The following is an 18793-nucleotide window of genomic DNA, read 5'->3' on the forward strand; positions in this document are numbered from 1 at the left end:
AGCACATAGCTTACGACCCGGGTAGGGCAGGCTGGCCCCATGTACTTCGTTGGGCTCGATCTCGCGTGGGCGGAAGCGAACCAAACCGGTGTGGCCGTCCTGGACGACGACGGAAGGCTCGTGCAGGTCGGCGCGGCGGTCAGCGACGACGAGATCGCGGTGGCTCTCGCGCCCTACGTCGACGGCCCCTGCGTCGTGGGCATCGACGCCCCGCTGATCGTCAGGAATCCCAGCGGCTACCGACTCGGCGAGACACTGTACAACCGGGATTTCACGCCGTTCGAAGCAACCGCGCAGCCCTCGAACACGGGCAATCCGCTCTTCAATCCCCCCCGCGCCAAAGTGCTCTGCGAGCGGCTGGGCCTCGACCCCGACCCACGGTCGCGCGGTGATCATCGCGCGATCGAGGTTTACCCGCACGCAGCGACGATTTCCCTGTTCAAACTCGGCAGGACGCTCAAGTACAAGCGGCGCGCCAGGGATGTCGCGAAGCGCAAGTCCGAGCTGCTGAGGATGGTGGAGCTGATCGAGGGGTTGAACGACGCGTCACCGCGGCTTCGCGTGCGCAGTAGTCCCGCCTGGCTCGAACTCCGGAAGAGAATCGAGGCGAGCGTCCGGGCCTTTCAGCTGAACGCCTGTGAGGATCCCGTCGACGCGGTGCTCTGTGCGTACGTCGCGCTGTACTTCCAGCGGCGACCCGAGGACATCACGATCTACGGCGACAACGAAGTCGGCTACATCGTCACGCCCGCGTTGCCACCGGAGCTGACGCCCGCTCCTCGGGGCCGCGCGGTGCCACATCCTGACCCCGGCGATGTGCTGCCGCGGCTCGAGCAGGTCCAACTGCTCATCGAGCGTGCACAACGCGAGCTCACCGAGATCCGCAGGCAGCTGGGCGGCTAGTCCGGCGCGTCGGCAAGATGCGTCGGGTCCGTGATGCCCGCCCCCGTGATACCCAGCTGCTTGTTGATCACCGCCGTGATCGCGTACAGCACAATGCCGATCACCAACAGGATGCCGGCGAGGAGGTACTGCGTTCCTGCGCGGCCCGACAGCGGCGTCACCAGATACAGCGATGCCACGAAACCGATCACCGGCATCACGGTCGGCGTCTTGAAATGCCCGCCGGCCTCGCGCACGTCGCGGCGCAGCACCAGCACCGCGACGTTGACCATCGCGAACACCGCCAGCAGGAGCAGCGACGTGGTGCCGCCGAGCATGGAAACCGCTGAGCTGCTGGCGAATGCCGAGACATAGAAGATCAGGCCGAACGCGATCACGGTGGTGAACACGATGGCGACCCACGGCGTGTGGCGCCTCCGGTGCACCGAGCCCAACACCGGGGGCAGTACATGCTGACGGGCCATACCGTAGATCAGCCGGCTGGCCATCAGCATGTTGATCAACGCCGTGTTCGACACCGCGAACATCGTGATGAAGGGGAACAACTCGTCGATCGGGAGTCCGGGTGCCGCCGCTTCGACCACGTCCACCAGCGGCGTTGTACTCTTGCTCAATTCGCCGATCGGGACCAGCGCCACGGCGATGATGGACACCAGCACGTATACGACACCGGCGATGCCCAGGCCGCTCAGCAGGACCTTCGGAAAGATGCGCACCGGGTCTTTGGTCTCCTCGGCCATGTTTACCGAATCCTCGAACCCGACCATCGCGAAGAACGCCAGCGATGTGGCAGCGGTGACAGCGACGAAAGCGCTTCGCTCGTCACCGCTTTCGAACACAACGACGCGGGAGAAGTCGACGTCGCCGCCCTGGGTGAAGGCCCACAACCCGACGATGATCACCAGCAGAAGGCCGGTGATCTCGATGATCGTCAACCCGACGTTGAGCTTCACGCTCTCACTGACCCCGCGCAGGTTGATCGCGGCCAGCCCCGCCATGAACAACAGAGCCACCACCGCGATGCCGACCTTGCCCCAGTCCAGGCCGAACCCCTTAATCATGTTGTCCGCGAACGCCCGTGACGCCGTCGACGCCGAGGTGATGCCCGAGCACATCACGATGAAGGCGACCAGGAAGGTGAAAAACTGGATACCAAAAGCCTTGTGTGCGTAGAGCGCTGCGCCTGCGGCCTGAGGGTACTTGGTCACCAGCTCCAGATAGGAGAAGGCGGTGATGGTCGCGATGACGAATGCGAGTAGGAACGGCAGCCAGGCCGCGCCGCCGACTTCGCCGGCGACCTGGCCGGTCAGCGCATACACCCCGGTGCCGAGGATGTCGCCGACGACGAACAACAGCAGCAGTCCGGGACCCATGACCCGCCGAAGTTCTGGCTGTTTGTCCGCGTCCGGCGTACTCATCGGTCTCCTTAGGGCTTACACCTGCGCCACTCGCTCGTCGATCGGTGCCAACACGTCTATCACGTCGATCAACGTCGCGCGCGCTGTTGCGCGGGGACCGTCGCCGTCGGCCACCAGCGCCGCAACCACCGCGCCGTCGACGGCATTCACCAACGCCGTGAGGAATTCGGCGCGCACCGACCGGCCCGAGCGCTCGACGACTTCGACGACGGCATCGGTGCGCTGGCGCAGGATCCGCCGCTGGATGTCACGCAGCATGGGATGGCGCGCGCACGCGATGTAGCGCTCGTACCGCGAGATCAATTGTTCACTCACCCGTTGCCCCACCACATCGTCGACCAGTAGATCGACGAGGATGTCGGCCGTCGACTCGGCGCCGCGCCTGCGCCGCGACAGCATCGCCACGCGCGCCCGAAGCTGCTCGGCCTCACGCTCACCGATGTGTTCGACGGCCTTGGCGACAAGATCGTCCAGCGACGAGAAGTAGTACGTCGTCGACGCCAACGGCAACCCCGCGCGGCGCGCGACGGCGCGGTGCCGGACGGCGTCGAAGCCGCCCTCGCACAGCAGATCGGCGGCCGCGCTGACCAGCGCGTACCGTCGACGTTCTCCCTTGGGAGTGACCGCTGCCGTCACCTTTAGCATGCTGCCAGTCGGGCGGGTCCGGCATAGTGCTTTCGGCTAATCGCCAGGCTTTACTCAGGGAAGTCGGCGCGCTCGGCGCTGAGCGCCGATGGCATGATGGCCGCCATGCCGGAACTGAGTCGCCGCTCGCTTCTGCGCCTCGGTGTCGGCGCCGCGGCGGGTGCGGCGGCGCTGCGCATGGCACCGTCCGCCCCAGCAGCCCCTGTCGCACCAACCTTCGTCGACGGCTCGTTCGTCTCCGCGGCTCGCGGTGGCGCGACGACGAACTGGGCGATCGCCCGTCCGCCCGGCCAGACCGCACCACTGCGTCCGGTCGTCGCTTTGCATGGCAAGGGACAGGACGCCGCGGGCGTGATGGCCGGTGGCGTCGAACAAGGCCTTGCCGAGGCGGTCGCGGCGGGTCTGCCGCCGTTCGCGGTCGTCGCCGTCGACGGCGGTGGGAGCTACTGGCACAAGCGGGCCTCCGGCGAGGACTCCGGCGCGATGGTGCTCGACGAGCTGATCCCGATGCTCGGTTCGCAGGGCTTGGACACCTCGCGGGTCGGCTTCCTGGGCTGGTCGATGGGCGGCTACGGCGCCCTGCTTCTCGGCGGGCGACTGGGGCCGGCCCGCACCGCCGCGATCTGCGCGGTCAGCCCGGCGCTGTGGACGTCGTCCGGCGCGGCGGCCCCCGGCGCATTCGACGACGCCGGCGACTACGCCGCCAACAGCGTGTGGGGGCTGCCCGAGCTGGGGTCCATACCGATCCGGATCGACTGCGGCACAAGCGATCCCTTCTACGAGGCGACGCAGCAATTCGTCGCGCAGCTACCGAATCCGCCCGCGGGCGGGTTCTCGCCCGGCGGGCACGACGGCGGCTTCTGGAGTTCGCAGTTGCCTGCCGAGCTCACGTGGATGGCACCGCTACTGGTCGCCTGACCGCGCGAGCAGACACCTAGACGGTGATGCGGCCCTCGGCCGCGGCCAACCCGATGTCGGTGCGAAAGTGACTGCCCGGCAGGCGAATCGACTTGATCAGCCGATAGGCGCCCTCACGGGCCGCGGACAGATCGGCGCCGACGCCGACTACCGACAGCACGCGTCCACCCGAGGACACGATCGCGCCGTCGTCGCGCCGTGCGGTGCCCGCGTGCAGCACCCCGTCGGCCTCCGATCCGGTGATGACGTCGCCGACCCGCGGTCGTCCGGGATAGTTCTCCGCCGCCAGCACGACGGTCACGGCCGCCCCGTCACGCCAGCGCAACGGTTCCTCGCCCGCGAGGTCCCCGATCGCCGCGGCGTACAGCAGTTGTCCCAGCGGCGTCTCGAGCAGTGCCAGCACCGACTGCGTCTCGGGATCGCCGAACCGGCAGTTGAATTCGACCACCGCCGGTCCCCGCGACGTGATCGCCAGCCCGGCGTACAGCAGGCCGGAGAACGGGCACCCCCGCGCAACCAATTCGGCGGCAACAGGTTTGACGATGTCGTCGACGATCCCGGTGACGACCTCCTCGGGTAGCCATGGCAGCGGGGTGTACGCGCCCATCCCGCCGGTGTTGGGGCCGGTGTCGTTGTCGCCGACGCGCTTGAAGTCCTGAGCGGCCAGCAGGGGCACCACGGTCTCGCCGTCGACGACACAGAACAGCGACACCTCGGGACCGTCGAGGAACGACTCGAGCAGCACCGGATGGCCGGAGTCGAGCAGACCCGCCGCGTGAGACCGCGCGGCATCGCGGTCGGCGGTGACCACGACGCCCTTGCCGGCGGCCAGGCCGTCGTCCTTCACCACCCACGCCGGATCCCCGGCCGACGGCCCGAACCGATCCAGCGCGGCGTCGAGGTGGGCGGGGTTGTCGACGATCTCGCTCGTGGCGGTGCGCACTCCCGCCGCCATCATCACGTCCTTGGCGAAGGACTTCGAGCCCTCGATCCGCGCCGCCTCCTTGCTCGGCCCGAAGCAGGCGATCCCGGCGTCGCGCACCGCGTCGGCCACCCCGAGCACCAGCGGCACCTCGGGCCCGATCACCACCAGATCGGCGGCGATGCGCTGTGCCAACTTCGTGACGGCCTCCCCGGAGGTGATGTCGACGTCGTACTGATCGGCGACGGCCGCGGTGCCTGCGTTGCCCGGCGCGACGGCCAGCGACTCGACCTCGGGATCACGGCGCAGCGCCAACAGCAGAGCGTGTTCACGGGCTCCGGATCCGATCACCAGGACTCGCACAACTGCCCACCCTAAACCTTGGTGGCAAACCTGCTCGGCCATACACTTGACAAGACACTGTATGGTCTGATGTATGACGCAGAGCACATGTCCCTTCGGCCCGGGCTACGACTTCACCGACCCCGAGGTACTGCTGAATGGCATCCCGGTCGCCGAGTTCGCCGAGCTACGCAAGACCGCGCCCGTCTGGTGGAACGAACAACCCGAGTCGATCTTCGGCGACGGTGGCTACTGGGTGATCAGCAGGCACGAGGACATCAAGGCGATCTCCCGTGACGGCGGCCTGTGGTCGACCAACCGCAAGGGCGTCGTCATGCGGCTGCCCGAGGGCACCACCACGGACCAGCTGGAGCTGACCAAGGCGCTGCTGATCAACCACGACGCCCCTGAGCACACGCGGCTACGCAAGATCGTGTCGCGGTTGTTCACCCCGCGGGCGGTGGCCACTCTGGAGGAGAAGCTGGCGGTCGCCGCCCGCGAGATCGTGGCCGCGGCAAGGGAACGAAACTTCGGCAATTTTGTTGATGACGTTGCGATGCCGTTGCCGCTGCTGGCCATCGCCGACCTGATCGGTGTGCCCGAGGCCGATCGCGAGAAGTTGTTCGGATGGACCAACGCGATCATGAACACCGACGACCCGGATTACGAAACCGACTACGCCGCCGCGAACGCCGAGCTGATGGGCTACGCGTACATGATGGCCGAGGAACGTCGCCAACGCCCGGCGGACGACATCGTCACGCGGCTGGTGCAGGCCGACCTCGAGGGTGAGTCGATGGAGGACGTCGAGTTCGCGTTCTTCGTCATTCTGCTCGCGGTGGCGGGCAACGAGACCACCCGTAACGCGATGACACACGGGATGAACGCGTTCTTCGACAACCCCGAGCAGTGGGAACTGTTCAAGCGCGAACGGCCGGCGACCGCCGTCGAGGAGATCGTGCGGTGGGCCACGCCGGTGCACTGCTTCCAGCGAACGGCGTTGCGCGACAACGAACTCGGCGGCGTGACGGTCCGGGAGGGACAGCGCGCCGGGCTGTTCTACAGTTCGGCGAATTACGACGACTCGGTCTTCGACCGGCCGTTCGACTTCAACATCCTGCGCGACCCGAACCCGCACCTCGGCTTCGGGGGCAACGGCGCCCACTTCTGCATCGGCGCGAACCTGGCCCGCATGGAGATCAAGCTGATCTTCAACGAGATCGCCGACCAGATCCCTGACATCGCCAAACTCGCCGAGCCGCAGCGGCTCCGGTCGGGCTGGATCAACGGCGTCAAGGACCTGCAGGTCTCCTATCGCGGCTGAGTAGGATTTCGCCGTGCGCACTCACGGCTGGGCCGGATCGGCGCCGGCCACCGACGAGGAGGCCGTCGCCCGGATTCTCGATGCCGCGGGCCGGGCCATCGACGCCCGCGGCGCGGACTTCTCGATCACCGACGTCGCCCGCACCCTGGGCGTGACCCGCCAGACGGTCTACCGGTACTTCCCGAGCACCGACGCGCTGCTGCAGGCGTCGGCCCAGCGCGCCGCGACCGGCTTCCTCGATCGGCTGGCCGAGCACCTGGCCGGTGTCACCGATCCGGAGGCGGCGGTCGCCGAGGGCATCGCGACCGCGCTGGAGTGGCTGCCTCGCGACAAGCACATGGGGCTGCTGCTCATGCCCGGCAGGGCCAGCGCGTTCAGTCAGACCGTCACCTCGGATGTGGCGCTGCAGTTCGCCAATTCGATGCTGCGCCGGTTCGACATGGACTGGGCGGCCCTCGGATTCGCCGACGGCGACGTCGACGAGTTGGCCGAGCACCTGCTGCGGATCATCCAGTCGTTCATCATCGATCCCGGCCGTCCACCGCGCCGCGGGACCGAGTTGCGCAACTACCTCCGCCGTTGGGTGGGGGCCGCGGTGGCGCCGAAAATTGCCGCCAACCCCTCGAGCTGACCGGGCTTAGACTCCTCAGCGTGGGTGTGCTGAATGCGTTTCTGACGACGTGGGATCACGCGCGCGCCACGTTCGGCGAAGGGGTCCCGCACGGCGGTGACGGCCTCGACCAGAGCGCGCAGTTGCGTCGGCTGCAAGGCGATGTCGAAGCGGCCGCGCCGAAGGGCTGGACCGGTACGGCGTCGGATACCTACGCCGAGGCGAATCAGCGACAGAGTCGCGCGCTCGGCTCGATGGCGAACCTGGATCAACGGCTCAAGGCCGAAGTCGACCGCTCCGCGGCGGTGGTGTCGGCCGGCCGACGGGATCTCGAGGCTGTCAGGCAATGGGTGGTCGACGCCGCCGCGACGGTTCCGAACACCGCACTCGGCGAGCGGATGCTGTGGCCGGTCATCAGCAAGGGCGCCGGCGAGGTCGCCGAGATCCTGCAGCGGTCGAACGGCGATCTCGCCGCCATCGCCGGCCGGATCCGGGCGCTCGGGGCCGAGTACGACGAGATCGCTTCCCCCGAAGTCGGACGGAACCGTCGAGCCGGTGAACTTTCAGGGGGACGACGAAGACAAGGCTGAGCTGCCCGAGACGACACTCGATCTCGCCGACATCGAATTCCTGGCGCCAGGAGCACCTGGCAGGCCGGGCATGATGGAACTGGTTCCCGGATCAGGGGTTTGGGTGCCCGACCCCGGTAGTCCCACCTACCGTCCGAAGCCTCCGAAGGCTCCACTCGACCTCAATGACATTGAGTACCGCGGGCCAGGGGCGCCGGGCCGGCATTGGCAAATGGAACTCATACCTGGCTCGGGCGCCTGGGTGCCGGACCCGGAACACCCCGGCTATCAACCCCGCACCCCCGAAGCGCCCGTCGATCTGAGCGAGCTGGAAATAGTCGATCCAGGTTTGATGGTCCCCAGCAACATGATCGAATTATGGCCTCGTTCAGGACTTTTGATTCCAAATCCGTATCTGGGTCGGCCGTTCTGACGCCCGTTACCGACCCTTGATGACGCTGACGGCTTCGACGAGCAAGCCGGGGAGCAGGGGTTGCGCCTCGAAATCGGGGACGACGCGGGCCTGGACGCTGACGTACACGCTGTTGTCGATGATGGCTGCATAGAAGTACTCCGGGTCGGCAAACCCGTCGATCGTGGACCTCAGCGCCAGGGTGGTAGCGCCGACGATGGCCGGCGCCTCGATCCGCTCGACCGAGCCGGCGTAGGGCCGGCGATCGTCTGGCACCGAGTAGGTCATCCGATCGCACGCCGTCGCCGGGATATCAGCCGGGACGTCAACGGCGCATAGGCTCCCACCCCGATTGACTGATCCTGCGGCCCGTCGGCAAGAAATCCGATCGAGTCCGAGCCGGCCACACCGTTGACGGGCTTCAGTAGCGTGCTGCACTGCGGGGGGTCGACCCAGTACGCCTTTCCCTTGGACACCACCGAACCCACGCTCGCAACGTAGGCGTGGTGCAACTTCTTGACCTCGGCATCGAAAGGAACGAATCCCGGCGGCATGTCGTCCCGGAGTTCGGACAGCCGCGACAGCTCGATGCCTTCGGCTGCCGCAGTTGTCTCCGATGTCGGTGCAGACCCGTGTTCGGGAGTTGAGCAACCGGCTGGCAACGCGGCCACGAAGGCCGCAAGCGACAATGCGGCCATCCGCCGAACGAGCGGGGTAGACACCATGGCTAAACCCTAAGCGAGCGGCGCGACCGCCGAGCGCACCAATTCAGAGCACGGTGAGCGGCAGCGACTTGCGGTCCTCGAACACCCAGGCCGCCCCGCCGCTGACCTTCGTCACCGACACCTCGGAGAATTCCTTGGCTTCCGTGTCGGTTTCGACCACGCGAGCCGTCCAGTCCTCGGGCCCACCGGAGACTTCCACGTCCAAATGCGGATCGACGGCGCGCACCGCCGCCTGCAGCGGGCGCAGTTCGTCAGGCGTCATCAGCGACACCCAGGCGCCGTCCTCGTGGGCCGGCGACCGTCGGACGTGCACGACGTCCGGGCCGAACTCCGCGTCCACATACGCAACCGGGTTCAGCATCGGATGCAGTTCCAGCGTCCGCAGCGCACCCTCGATCCTGCCCGGCAATTTCATCGCGCGGTGAATCCGTTCGGCGGCGATACCGGCCAAGCCGATCAGCTGCTTGGTGCAGATCTCCACCGCCAGTTCGGTGTTCGTGCCGGCGCGCTTGCCCACGGCGATGACGAATGACAGGTTCAGCAGGTGCATCTGCAGGCAGATCTCGTCGGCCATCCGCACCAGCGCTGAATGCGAGAACGCCGCGAAGTCGAGGTCCGAGAGCAAGGCACCCGAATAGTCCGCCTGACCCTCGTCGGCCGGGTCGATCGGGTCCAGCTCCGTTCTGGCGGCGCGGCTTCGGCCGACCACCTCGAGCACCGGGTGATCCTCGACCTCCGGATAGGACTCGTCGATGATGACCGTCCACGCACAGTGCGGGTGCCGGTCGGCCGGGGTGCGCGGCGGGCGGTGGATCGGGCGGATCTGCGCCTTGCGATTCGTCGCGACAGCCGTCGCGTCGAACGTCGGGTCCTCGATGTCGTGGCACATCCCGCGGACGTACTCGTCGCCCATCGGTTCGACGTCCAGCAGGGCCCCGCAATGGTCGAGGTGGAACTCACCGTGCCAGCGGTCGTGCACGGTGTAACGGAAGTCCATGAACTGCGGCGGCGCACCGATGTCGAGTTGCAGGCCCTTGAAGATCGTGATGACGTCGACGCCTTCGTATTTCAACGCCTTCTGCATACGCCTGGTGTAGATCGGGCTGGCGCCCATCCACTCCTCGATCGCGATCTGGAGCATCTCCGTACGACCGAAATTACTGATGCACCAGGCCATTCCAGATCGGTCGATCAGCTGACCGATCAGCAGCAGCTCGGGAACCAGCGTGGCCAGTTCCTCGCGGGAGAGCGCGGCGTACCTACTTGTCATGAATCTTGCCCCCGGAGTGCATCTGCACGGCGGCGTTGACGTTCGCTCGTCTTTCCTCCGCCGTATCCCCCCCTAAGCCCTTCTCGGCGGCCTTCCTGCGATTGTTGATCACTTTGGTGGCCACCCCGTCGAGCTTCGAGCCGAGCGGGAAGCCGAGGTAGTGGGTGAGGAAGATCGCCATCTCCTTGAGCTCATCCTCGGTGATCTCTTCGTTGGCCAGCGCGGCGTTGGCCTGGATCTCGGCCAGGTCCGAGATGCCGAGCGCCGTCACCACGGTCAGCGTCATGATCCGCTTGTCGCGCATCGACAGGCCTGGCCGTGTCCAGATGGTGCCGAACAGGTGGTCGGCCGTCAGCGCGAAGTACTCGCCCGGCATGTCCGGCATCTCCCAGCCGTAGACTTCGTTCATCTTCTCGAGGCCCTTGCGGCGCAATTCGTCCATGAGCGTTACTCCTTCGCGTGTGGCACGCCGAGTCCGGCCGCCAGGTTCTGCAGAGCGACCTCGGCGAGGGGAAGCTCGACATCGTTCGCCTCCCCGAGCGCCAACGCCAACCGCAGGTCCTTCTCGCCGAGTCCACGGGTGTGGACGAACATGTCGTGCAGGAAGTGTTCCGGGGTGAGCGGTTTGGTGTCGTCGCGGTACATGATCGCGCCGGGGCCGCCGCTCTGCGCGTCACTGTGCCGCACCACTCGCCCGAGCTTCTGCAGATCGATGCCCGCCGCCTCCGCCAGCTTCTGCGCTTCGCAGGCAGCGGCGAATCCGGTGAAGGTCAGCATGTTGCGGGCCAGCTTCATCCGGGTGCCCGCGCCGGGCTCGCCGGCGCGGACCACCAACGAGGCCCATTGTTTGAAGACCGGCTTCACCTTGGCGAAGGCCTCGTCGTCGGCGCCCACCATGACGGCGAGTTCGCCCTTCTCGGCCGCACCGGCACCACCACTGACCGGGGCATCGACGATGTGAATTCCCTTTGAGCGCAGCTGCTCTGCCAGCTCGCCCGCCGTCTCGGGCTCGATCGTCGAGTGGATCGCGATGACGGTACCCGGTTTGGCGTGCGCGGCAAGCTCACCGACCACTTCACGGACCTGCGCGTCGTTGAGCACGGTCACGCTGATGACGTCGGCGGTCGCCACGTCGGCCACGCTGTCGGCCAGCGTCGCCCCCGCTTCGGCGAGCGGTGTCATTGCGTCGGTGCGGACATCGAAGACGATCAGGCCGCCCGGCCACTCCACCAGCCGCTTGGCCATCGGGGTGCCCTGGTTGCCGAGGCCGATGTAGCCGAGCTTGATGTCACTCATCAGCGCCTTCTCCTCTTCGCGCAAGCGCTCATCAGCGGATGATCTGTCCGCCGTCGACATTGAAGATCTGCCCGGTGATCCACTTCGCCTGGTCCGACAGCAGGAACAGGCACATCCCGACCAGGTCCTCCGGTTGTCCCATGCGCGACAACGGGATTCCCTTCACGATGTCGGCCACCATCTCCTGAGGGGTGGTGGTGCGGTTGGCTTCGGTGTCGATCGGGCCGGGCGCGATCGCGTTGATGCGGATGTTCTGCCCGCCGAGTTCGGTGGCCAACTGCTGGGTCAGGCCGTTGATCCCGACCTTGGCCAGTCCGTAGAAGTTCGAGTACAGCCACGCCGCGGTCGAGGACTGGTTGACGATCGCCCCGCCCCCGCGCTTGGCCATCTTCTTGTACACCGCGCGGGTGCACACCAGCGCACCGTCCATGTTCACGCTCATGAACTTCTTGTAGTAGTCCCAGTCGACGGTGATCAGGAAGTCCAGCTTCATGCCGCCGAAGATCGCGGCGTTGTTCACCAGGTAGTCGATGCCGCCGAACTCCGAAAGCGTCTGCGCCGCCATCTCCTTGGCCGAGTCGGGGTCGGACACGTCGACCCGTACGGCCAGTGCGTTGCCGCCTTCGCCCTTGATGCCGTCGGCGACCTTCTGGGCGCCCTCGGTGTTGATGTCGGCGACGACGACGGCCGCGCCCTCACGGGCCAGCGCCTCGGCGTAGGCCTGACCGATCCCGCCCCCGGCGCCGGTGACGATCGCTATCTTGTTGTGGAAGTCAGTGTCGAACTGCCCCATTGTGTTCCTTTCTGGTTGCCGAGCGTGGGGTTGTGTCACGGTTTTCCCGGTCCGACGTGTCACAACCCCACACTCGGCGAAGTGGTGGTCATCGTGCGGTGGCGATGGCCTTGGTCTCCAGGTACTCCTCGAAACCGGCCAGACCCATCTCCCGGCCGAGGCCCGACTGCTTGTATCCGCCGAACGGCACGTCGGCGGAGTACCAGATGCCGCCGTTGATGTTGACCGTGCCCACGCGCATGCGGGCGGCGATCCGGTTGGCGCGCTCCTCGTCGGCGGAGAACACCGTGCCGCTCAACCCGTACGGCGAGTCGTTGGCGATGCGCACGGCGTCGTCGTCGCCGTCGTGGGCGATCACGGTCAGCACCGGGCCGAAGATCTCCTCGCGGGCGACCTTGGCGTTGTTGTCCAGGCCCGCGATCACGGTGGGCTCGATGAAGAACCCGGTGTCGCGGTCGGCCGGACGGCCGCCGCCGCACGCGAACGTTCCGCCCTCGTCGACGGCCGAATCCAGATAGCCCTGCACGCGGTCGCGCTGCCGCGTGGAAATCACCGGCCCGCAGATGGTTCCGGCGTCCTGCGGGTCACCCGGCTTGAGGCCGGCCATGGTCGCGGCGGCCGCCTCGACGGCTTCGTCGTAGCGGGCGCGGGGCACCACCAACCGCGTCGTGATCGCGCACCCCTGACCGGCGTGCATCGATGCGGTGAACGCCGACATCGCGCAGGCACCCGCCAGATCGGCGTCGTCGAGCACCAGGAACGCCGACTTGCCACCCAGTTCCAGGAACACCCGCTTGATCGTCGCGGCGCCGTCGGCCATCACGGCTCGTCCGGTGGCCGTCGACCCCGTGAACGACACCATGTCCACCCGCGGGTCTTTCGACAGCATCGCGCCGACACCGTGGTCACTGGAGGTGACGATGTTGACCACTCCCGGCGGGATGTCGGTGTGCTCGGCGATCAGCTCGCCGATGGCGGCCGCACACCACGGCGTGTCCGGGGCGGGCTTAAGCACGACGGTGTTACCCGCAGCGAGGGCGGGTCCGATCTTGGCCAGGTTGATCTGGTGCGGGAAGTTCCACGGCGTGATGGCGCCGACGACACCGACCGCCTCGCGGGCGATCCTGCGCTCGGTCTTGATACCCATCGGCGAGGCGATGCCGAGATCGGTGACCCACCGATACGACTCGGCGGTGTCGGCGCAGAAGGTCAGGTCCTCGACCGGCCCCTCGAGCTGGGCCGCCGAGGTCAGCATCCGCGGCGCGCCGACCTCGGCGATGGTGATCTCCCGCAACTCTTCCAGGTTGTCGCGCAGCACCCGCTGCAGCTGGCGGATGCACCGCACGCGCAACTGGGTGTTGGTCGACCAGTCCGTTTCATCGAAGGCGCGGCGCGCCGCGTCGATGGCGCGGCCCATGTCATCGGGGGTCGCGTCGGCGGCGACGCCGAGCACCTCCTCGGTCGCGGGGTTGACGGTCTGGAACGTCCCCCCGCCGCCCGAGACGAGCTTGCCGTCGATGAGCAGCTGACTCTCGCGATTGGTCAGCACCGCCATGTGCACTCCGTTCCACCATTGCTGGACAACTGTCCGAAATACTTGAGACGAACCTTAGACCTCAACTGACACGACTGGCAAGCACCGACCTTCCACCTGCACACTTGCCTATCCATACCGCTGTCGGATAACTTGGACATGTGTCCAGCGAACCCGTGGTTGCGATCACAGGCCACGCGCCTGCATCCGCAGGTGAGACGCCGCGCAACCGTCGCCAGGAGGAGACCTTCCGCAAGGTCCTCGGCGCCGGACTGGAGATGCTGCGCGAGTCGTCGTACGCCGACCTGACGGTGCGTGCGGTCGCGGCGAGGGCCAAGGTCGCACCCGCGACGGCGTACACGTACTTCTCGTCGAAGAATCACCTGATCGCCGAGATCTACCTCGACCTGATGCGCCAGGTGCCGTACTTCACCGACGTCAACGACAGTCGGGGCGTCCGCGTCGAGAAGGCGCTGCGCAGCATGGCGCTGATGGTCGCCGACGAACCGGAGGTCGCGGCCGCGTGCACGACGGCCCTGCTGAGCGGTAACGATCCCGCGGTCCGGACCGTGCGCGAGCGCATCGGCGCCGAGATCCACCGCCGCATCCGGTCGGCACTCGGTCCGGATGCCGATCCGCGGACGTTGTCGGCCCTGGAGATGACGTACTTCGGCGCGCTGGTCAACGCCGGCAGCGGCGCCTTCACCTACCACCAGATCGCCGACCGGCTCAGCTATGTGGTCGGCCTCGTCCTCGGAGAGGACAAATGAGCAGACGTCTCGGAGAGGACAAATGAGCAGAAGCCTCGGAGAGGACAAATGAGCAGACGCAAGAGGAGACGGGTCCGTTGACCGTGAGCGACATAGTTCTCGATCCGTACGACTACGACTTCCACGAAGACCCGTATCCGTATTACAAGCGGTTGCGCGACGAGGCGCCGCTCTATCACAACGAGGAACTCGGCTTCTGGGCGCTGTCGCGCCATCAGGACGTGCTGCAGGGCTTCCGCAACAGCACCACGTTGTCCAACAAGTTCGGCGTATCGCTGGACCCGGCCTCGAGGGGCCCGCACGCGTCCAAGACCATGTCGTTCCTGGCGATGGACGATCCCGCTCACCTACGGCTGAGAACGCTTGTCTCCAAGGGGTTCACGCCGCGTCGCATCCGCGAGCTGGAGCCGCGTGTCACCGAGATCGCCGTTCGGCACCTCGACACCATGATGGAGAAGGCCGCCTCGTCTCCTGCCGACACCGTCGACTACGTCGACGAATTCGCGGGCAAGCTGCCGATGGACGTCATCTCCGAGCTGATGGGCGTGCCCGAGAAGGACCGCACCCAGGTCCGGGCATGGGCCGACGGGGTGATGCACCGCGACGAGGGCGTGACCGACGTGCCGCCCGCAGCGGTCGAGGCCTCCATCAACCTGATCGTCTACTACCAGGAGATGGTCGCCGAACGCCGCAGGAAGAAGACCGACGACCTCACCACAGCGCTGCTCGAGGCCGAGATCGACGGCGACCGGCTGACCGACGACGAGATCCTGGGCTTCATGTTCCTGATGGTGATCGCCGGCAACGAGACCACCACCAAACTGCTTGCCAACGCGGCCTTCTGGGGACACAGGAACCCAGACCAGCTGGTGCCCGTCTATGCCGATCTGGAGCGGGTGCCGCTGTGGGTCGAGGAGACGCTGCGCTACGACACCTCCAGCCAGATTCTGGCGCGCACCGTCGCCGGGGAGCTGACGCTCTATGACACCACCATCCCCGACGGAGACGTCGTCCTGTTGCTGCCCGGGTCCGCGCACCGCGACGAGCGCGTGTTCGACAACCCCGACGACTTCGTCATCGGCCGCGAAATCGGCTCGAAGCTCATGAGTTTCGGTAGCGGCGCGCACTTCTGCCTCGGCGCCCATCTGGCGCGCATGGAGGCCAGGGTCGCGCTGACCGAATTGTTCAAGCGAATCCGCGGATACGAGGTCGACGAGGCCAACGCCGTCCTCGTCCACTCGAGCAATGTCCGCGGATTCGCTCACCTTCCCATCACCCTGCAAACCCGCTGAAGGCCGGCACATGCCCCGTTTCGAACCCCTGCCCGAACGCCGACCGGTAATCATCGCCGGCGCCTCGTCCGGAATCGGCGAGGCCACCGCCATCGAGATGGCAGCGCACGGCTTCCCGGTCGCGCTCGGCGCGCGCCGCGTCGAGAAACTCACCGACATCGTCGGCAAGATCAACGCCGACGGCGGGGAGGCGGTCGGGTTCCACCTCGACGTAACCGACCCCAATTCGGTCAAATCGTTTGTCGCACAGTCGGTCGAGGCGCTCGGCGACATCGAGGTGCTGGTCGCCGGTGCGGGCGATACCTACTTCGGCAAGCTCGCCGAGATCGCAGGCGACGAGTTCGAGTCGCAGCTGCAGATCCACCTGGTCGGCGCCTTTCGGTTGGCCTCCGCGGTGCTGCCCGGCATGCTCGAGCGTCAGCGGGGCGATCTGATCTTCGTGGGCTCCGATGTGGCGCTGCGCCAACGCCCGCACATGGGCGCCTACGGTGCGGCCAAGGCGGCGCTGGTCGCCATGGTCAACAACTTCCAGATGGAACTCGAAGGAACCGGTGTGCGCGCCTCGATCGTGCATCCCGGCCCGACCAAGACCAGCATGGGCTGGAGCCTGCCTGCCGAGAAGATCGGTCCGGCGCTGGAGGACTGGGCCAAGTGGGGCCAGGCGCGGCACGACTATTTCCTGCGCGCCTCGGATCTGGCCCGCGCCATCACCTTCGTGGCGGAGACGCCGCGCGGTGGGTTCGTCGCCAACATGGAACTGCAGCCCGAAGCTCCGTTGGCCACCGCCCCCGCGGACCGAAAGCAGCTGAAGCTCAACGAGGAGAACCTGAACTCATGACCACCGAGATCGTGCCCCGGGTCTCCGGCGGCGAGGAAGAACACGGACATCTCGAGGAGTTCCGCACCGACCCGATCGGGCTGATGAAGCGGGTCCGCGAGGAATGTGGCGACGTCGGCTGGTTCCAGCTCGTCGACAAGCACGTGATCCTGCTGTCGGGTGCGCAGGCCAACGAGTTCTTCTTCCGGTCCGCCGACGAGGATCTCGACCAGGCCGAGGCATACCCGTTCATGACGCCGATCTTCGGCAAGGGCGTGGTGTTCGACGCCAGCCCCGAGCGGCGCAAGGAGATGCTGCACAACTCGGCGTTGCGCGGTGAGCACATGAAGGGCCACGCCGTCACCATCGAGGGCGAAGTCAAGAAGATGATCGCCGACTGGGGTGACGAAGGTGAGATCGAGCTGCTCGACTTCTTCGCCGAGCTGACGATCTACACCTCGACCGCGTGCCTGATCGGGCTGAAGTTCCGCGAGCAACTCGACCACCGCTTCGCCGCGTACTACCACCAGCTCGAGCGCGGCACCGACCCGCTGTGCTACGTCGATCCCTACCTGCCCATCGAGAGCTTCCGGCTGCGCGACGAGGCACGCGTGAAACTCGTTGCGCTGGTGCAGGAGATCATGGACCAGCGGCTGGCGAACCCGCCGAAGGACAAGGCCGACCGCGACATGCTCGACGTGCTGGTGTCGATCAAGGACGAGGACGGCAAGCACCGGTTCTCGGCCGACGAGGTCACCGGCATGTTCATCTCGCTCATGTTCGCCGGTCACCACACCAGCTCCGGCACGTCGGCGTGGACGCTGATCGAGTTGATCCGCCACCCCGACGTCTACTCCGAGGTGCGCAACGAACTCGACGAGCTCTACGCCGACGGCCAGGAAGTGAGTTTCCATGCGCTGCGCCAGATCCCGAAGCTGGACAACGTCGTCAAGGAGACGCTGCGGCTGCACCCGCCGCTGATCATCCTGATGCGCGTCGCCCAGGGCGAATTCGAGGTCGAGGGCTTCCCGATCCACAAGGGCGACTTCGTCGCCGCCTCCCCCGCCATCTCCAACCGCATCCCCGAGGACTTCCCGGACCCGGACGCGTTCAACCCGGACCGCTACAACAAGCCCGAGCAGGCCGACATCGTCAACCGGTGGACGTGGATTCCGTTCGGCGCAGGCAGGCACCGCTGCGTCGGTGCGGCGTTCGCGCAGATGCAGATCAAGGCGATCTTCTCGGTCCTGTTGCGCGAGTACGAGTTCGAGATGGCCCAACCGGCCGACTCCTACCGCAACGATCACTCCAAGATGGTGGTCCAGCTGCAGCGACCGGCGAAGGCCCGCTACCGCAGACGGACGAAGTAGGCGATCAGATGGGCTGCTTCCGCGTCGAAGTCGATCTGGACCTCTGCCAGGGGCACGCGATGTGCGAGGTCGAGGCACCCGACTACTTCAGGGTGCCCAGACGCGGCAAGGTCGAGATCCTCGACCCCGAACCGCCGGACGACGCCCGCGACGAGATCCAGAACGCGGTCGACATGTGCCCTACCCAAGCATTGGCCATCAAGGAAAAATAGGAGAGTAGACAATGCCGTCACTACCCCGCGAAGCGCTCGACAAATGGGTCGAGCAGTGGCTGGAGACCAACCGCGAATGTGAGCGCAACGGCGACTGGAAGCCGTTGGCCGAGTTCTACACCGATGATGCGACCTACGGCTGGAACATCGGGCCGAAGGAGGACGTCATGTGCGTCGGGAAGGACGAAATCCGCGACGTCGCACTGGGCTTGGAGATGGAGGGCCTGGAGAACTGGGCCTACGAGTACCAGAAGGTGCTCGTCGACGACAAGCAGGGCGAGATCGTCGGATTCTGGAAGCAGATCGTCAACAAGTCCGACGGCACCCGCGACGAGATCTACGGCATCGGCGGCAGCTGGTTCCGGCTGACCGACGAAGACGGGGAGCTGAAGATCGAGTGGCAGCGCGACTTCTTCGACTTCGGCCACGTGTCGTACATGTTCGGCAAGCTCATCGAGTCCGGCGACCTGAGCGAGGGCATGCAGAAACGCATCGAGCGATCGCTGGCCGGTGAGAAACTACCGGGCTACTACCCGCTCGGCCAGGCGCCGTCGCCGATCTGGTGAGCGCCCCGGCCAAGCAGTTGATTGGGGTGAGTGTGACGCACGTAACTACTCCCTCTAGTCTGTGGTCACCAGCTCTAGTGGAAGG

22 protein-coding genes are annotated in these 18793 nt (G+C 66.5%); 12 read left to right on the plus strand and 10 right to left on the minus strand.

Annotated features, from left to right (window positions below; all coding sequences use genetic code 11):
* Positions 1-39 precede the first annotated feature (39 nt).
* Entirely contained in the window at positions 40-903 is an 864-nt protein-coding gene (locus ABGB19_RS08015) for a DUF429 domain-containing protein (RefSeq protein WP_347685331.1), read from the plus strand.
* On the opposite strand, the gene ABGB19_RS08020 is transcribed toward ABGB19_RS08015, so the two are convergent.
* Positions 900-2321, minus strand: a complete 1422-nt coding sequence (locus ABGB19_RS08020; RefSeq protein WP_347685332.1) for an APC family permease — start codon at positions 2319-2321, stop codon at positions 900-902. The genes ABGB19_RS08015 and ABGB19_RS08020 overlap by 4 nt on opposite strands.
* 15 nt (positions 2322-2336) lie before the next feature.
* Entirely contained in the window at positions 2337-2966 is a 630-nt protein-coding gene (locus ABGB19_RS08025; RefSeq protein ID WP_347685333.1) for a TetR family transcriptional regulator, read from the minus strand.
* A gap of 93 nt (positions 2967-3059) precedes the next feature.
* Between ABGB19_RS08025 and ABGB19_RS08030 the strand changes: the two genes are divergently transcribed.
* Positions 3060-3884 carry an alpha/beta hydrolase-fold protein gene (locus ABGB19_RS08030; protein WP_347685334.1) on the plus strand — a complete coding sequence of 275 codons (825 nt, stop codon included), beginning with the start codon at positions 3060-3062 and terminating at the stop codon, positions 3882-3884.
* A gap of 16 nt (positions 3885-3900) precedes the next feature.
* Here ABGB19_RS08030 and purD read toward each other — a convergent pair whose 3' ends face one another.
* A complete protein-coding gene (gene purD / locus ABGB19_RS08035) occupies positions 3901-5169 on the minus strand; it encodes a phosphoribosylamine--glycine ligase (protein ID WP_347685335.1) in 1269 nt (422 codons plus the stop codon).
* 73 nt (positions 5170-5242) lie between these two features.
* Here purD and ABGB19_RS08040 point away from each other — a divergent pair, with 73 nt between their 5' ends.
* From ABGB19_RS08040 to ABGB19_RS08055, 4 genes are read left to right on the plus strand one after another with little or no spacing between them, the layout of a single operon-like run.
* Positions 5243-6472, plus strand: a complete 1230-nt coding sequence (locus ABGB19_RS08040; protein WP_347685336.1) for a cytochrome P450 — start codon at positions 5243-5245, stop codon at positions 6470-6472.
* Positions 6473-6485: 13 nt separating this feature from the next.
* The gene (locus ABGB19_RS08045) at positions 6486-7103 is read left to right on the plus strand and encodes a TetR/AcrR family transcriptional regulator (protein WP_347685337.1); all 618 of its coding nucleotides are present in this window, start codon (positions 6486-6488) and stop codon (positions 7101-7103) included.
* 20 nt (positions 7104-7123) lie between these two features.
* Complete coding sequence (locus ABGB19_RS08050; RefSeq protein WP_347685338.1) at positions 7124-7672, plus strand: EspA/EspE family type VII secretion system effector; 549 nt, start codon at positions 7124-7126, stop codon at positions 7670-7672.
* On the plus strand, positions 7638-8084 hold the full coding sequence (locus ABGB19_RS08055; protein WP_347685339.1) for a hypothetical protein: 447 nt from the start codon (positions 7638-7640) through the stop codon (positions 8082-8084). The genes ABGB19_RS08050 and ABGB19_RS08055 overlap by 35 nt, the downstream gene beginning before the upstream one ends.
* A gap of 6 nt (positions 8085-8090) precedes the next feature.
* Here ABGB19_RS08055 and ABGB19_RS08060 read toward each other — a convergent pair whose 3' ends face one another.
* The 7 genes from ABGB19_RS08060 to ABGB19_RS08090 all read right to left on the minus strand — a co-directional run bounded on the left by ABGB19_RS08060 (position 8091) and on the right by ABGB19_RS08090 (position 13702).
* Positions 8091-8339: a hypothetical protein gene (locus ABGB19_RS08060; protein ID WP_347685340.1), complete on the minus strand. Its 249-nt coding sequence runs from the start codon at positions 8337-8339 to the stop codon at positions 8091-8093.
* Positions 8340-8347: 8 nt separating this feature from the next.
* The gene (locus ABGB19_RS08065) at positions 8348-8788 is read right to left on the minus strand and encodes a hypothetical protein (protein WP_347685341.1); all 441 of its coding nucleotides are present in this window, start codon (positions 8786-8788) and stop codon (positions 8348-8350) included.
* Positions 8789-8831: 43 nt separating this feature from the next.
* Entirely contained in the window at positions 8832-10058 is a 1227-nt protein-coding gene (locus tag ABGB19_RS08070) for a hypothetical protein (protein ID WP_347685342.1), read from the minus strand.
* The gene (locus tag ABGB19_RS08075; protein ID WP_347685343.1) at positions 10048-10500 is read right to left on the minus strand and encodes a carboxymuconolactone decarboxylase family protein; all 453 of its coding nucleotides are present in this window, start codon (positions 10498-10500) and stop codon (positions 10048-10050) included. Before ABGB19_RS08075 ends, ABGB19_RS08070 begins: the two co-directional genes overlap by 11 nt.
* A gap of 5 nt (positions 10501-10505) precedes the next feature.
* Positions 10506-11354, minus strand: coding sequence for an NAD(P)-dependent oxidoreductase (locus ABGB19_RS08080; RefSeq protein ID WP_347685344.1), 849 nt, complete (start codon positions 11352-11354; stop codon positions 10506-10508).
* Between the two features lie 31 nt (positions 11355-11385).
* Positions 11386-12147 (minus strand): SDR family oxidoreductase, encoded by a 762-nt coding sequence (locus ABGB19_RS08085; protein ID WP_347685345.1) that lies wholly within the window; start codon positions 12145-12147, stop codon positions 11386-11388.
* Positions 12148-12235: 88 nt separating this feature from the next.
* A complete protein-coding gene (locus ABGB19_RS08090) occupies positions 12236-13702 on the minus strand; it encodes an aldehyde dehydrogenase (protein WP_347685346.1) in 1467 nt (488 codons plus the stop codon).
* Positions 13703-13842: 140 nt separating this feature from the next.
* Here ABGB19_RS08090 and ABGB19_RS08095 point away from each other — a divergent pair, with 140 nt between their 5' ends.
* The 6 genes from ABGB19_RS08095 to ABGB19_RS08120 all read left to right on the plus strand — a co-directional run bounded on the left by ABGB19_RS08095 (position 13843) and on the right by ABGB19_RS08120 (position 18708).
* Positions 13843-14451 (plus strand): TetR/AcrR family transcriptional regulator, encoded by a 609-nt coding sequence (locus tag ABGB19_RS08095; protein WP_347685347.1) that lies wholly within the window; start codon positions 13843-13845, stop codon positions 14449-14451.
* Positions 14452-14528: 77 nt separating this feature from the next.
* Positions 14529-15743: a cytochrome P450 gene (locus tag ABGB19_RS08100; RefSeq protein ID WP_347685348.1), complete on the plus strand. Its 1215-nt coding sequence runs from the start codon at positions 14529-14531 to the stop codon at positions 15741-15743.
* A gap of 10 nt (positions 15744-15753) precedes the next feature.
* Positions 15754-16581: an SDR family oxidoreductase gene (locus ABGB19_RS08105; RefSeq protein WP_347685349.1), complete on the plus strand. Its 828-nt coding sequence runs from the start codon at positions 15754-15756 to the stop codon at positions 16579-16581.
* On the plus strand, positions 16578-17930 hold the full coding sequence (locus ABGB19_RS08110; protein ID WP_347685350.1) for a cytochrome P450: 1353 nt from the start codon (positions 16578-16580) through the stop codon (positions 17928-17930). Before ABGB19_RS08105 ends, ABGB19_RS08110 begins: the two co-directional genes overlap by 4 nt.
* Before the next feature lie 8 nt (positions 17931-17938).
* Positions 17939-18142: a ferredoxin gene (locus ABGB19_RS08115; protein ID WP_347685351.1), complete on the plus strand. Its 204-nt coding sequence runs from the start codon at positions 17939-17941 to the stop codon at positions 18140-18142.
* Between the two features lie 11 nt (positions 18143-18153).
* On the plus strand, positions 18154-18708 hold the full coding sequence (locus ABGB19_RS08120; protein ID WP_347685352.1) for a nuclear transport factor 2 family protein: 555 nt from the start codon (positions 18154-18156) through the stop codon (positions 18706-18708).
* Positions 18709-18793: the final 85 nt, after the last annotated feature.

The sequence above is a fragment of the Mycobacterium sp. B14F4 genome (assembly GCF_039871645.1).
Lineage (GTDB): Bacteria > Actinomycetota > Actinomycetes > Mycobacteriales > Mycobacteriaceae > Mycobacterium.

What these genes read in the sequence shown, in the direction of transcription:
- ABGB19_RS08015 (WP_347685331.1), top strand. Translation starts at nt 40, where the DNA reads ATGTACTTCGTTGGGCTCGATCTCGCGTGGGCGGAAGCGAACCAAACC.
- ABGB19_RS08020 (WP_347685332.1), bottom strand. Translation starts at nt 2,321, where the DNA reads ATGAGTACGCCGGACGCGGACAAACAGCCAGAACTTCGGCGGGTCATG.
- ABGB19_RS08025 (WP_347685333.1), bottom strand. Translation starts at nt 2,966, where the DNA reads ATGCTAAAGGTGACGGCAGCGGTCACTCCCAAGGGAGAACGTCGACGG.
- ABGB19_RS08030 (WP_347685334.1), top strand. Translation starts at nt 3,060, where the DNA reads ATGATGGCCGCCATGCCGGAACTGAGTCGCCGCTCGCTTCTGCGCCTC.
- ABGB19_RS08040 (WP_347685336.1), top strand. Translation starts at nt 5,243, where the DNA reads ATGACGCAGAGCACATGTCCCTTCGGCCCGGGCTACGACTTCACCGAC.
- ABGB19_RS08065 (WP_347685341.1), bottom strand. Translation starts at nt 8,788, where the DNA reads ATGGTGTCTACCCCGCTCGTTCGGCGGATGGCCGCATTGTCGCTTGCG.
- ABGB19_RS08070 (WP_347685342.1), bottom strand. Translation starts at nt 10,058, where the DNA reads ATGACAAGTAGGTACGCCGCGCTCTCCCGCGAGGAACTGGCCACGCTG.
- ABGB19_RS08075 (WP_347685343.1), bottom strand. Translation starts at nt 10,500, where the DNA reads ATGGACGAATTGCGCCGCAAGGGCCTCGAGAAGATGAACGAAGTCTAC.
- ABGB19_RS08080 (WP_347685344.1), bottom strand. Translation starts at nt 11,354, where the DNA reads ATGAGTGACATCAAGCTCGGCTACATCGGCCTCGGCAACCAGGGCACC.
- ABGB19_RS08085 (WP_347685345.1), bottom strand. Translation starts at nt 12,147, where the DNA reads ATGGGGCAGTTCGACACTGACTTCCACAACAAGATAGCGATCGTCACC.
- ABGB19_RS08090 (WP_347685346.1), bottom strand. Translation starts at nt 13,702, where the DNA reads ATGGCGGTGCTGACCAATCGCGAGAGTCAGCTGCTCATCGACGGCAAG.
- ABGB19_RS08105 (WP_347685349.1), top strand. Translation starts at nt 15,754, where the DNA reads ATGCCCCGTTTCGAACCCCTGCCCGAACGCCGACCGGTAATCATCGCC.
- ABGB19_RS08110 (WP_347685350.1), top strand. Translation starts at nt 16,578, where the DNA reads ATGACCACCGAGATCGTGCCCCGGGTCTCCGGCGGCGAGGAAGAACAC.
- ABGB19_RS08115 (WP_347685351.1), top strand. Translation starts at nt 17,939, where the DNA reads ATGGGCTGCTTCCGCGTCGAAGTCGATCTGGACCTCTGCCAGGGGCAC.
- ABGB19_RS08120 (WP_347685352.1), top strand. Translation starts at nt 18,154, where the DNA reads ATGCCGTCACTACCCCGCGAAGCGCTCGACAAATGGGTCGAGCAGTGG.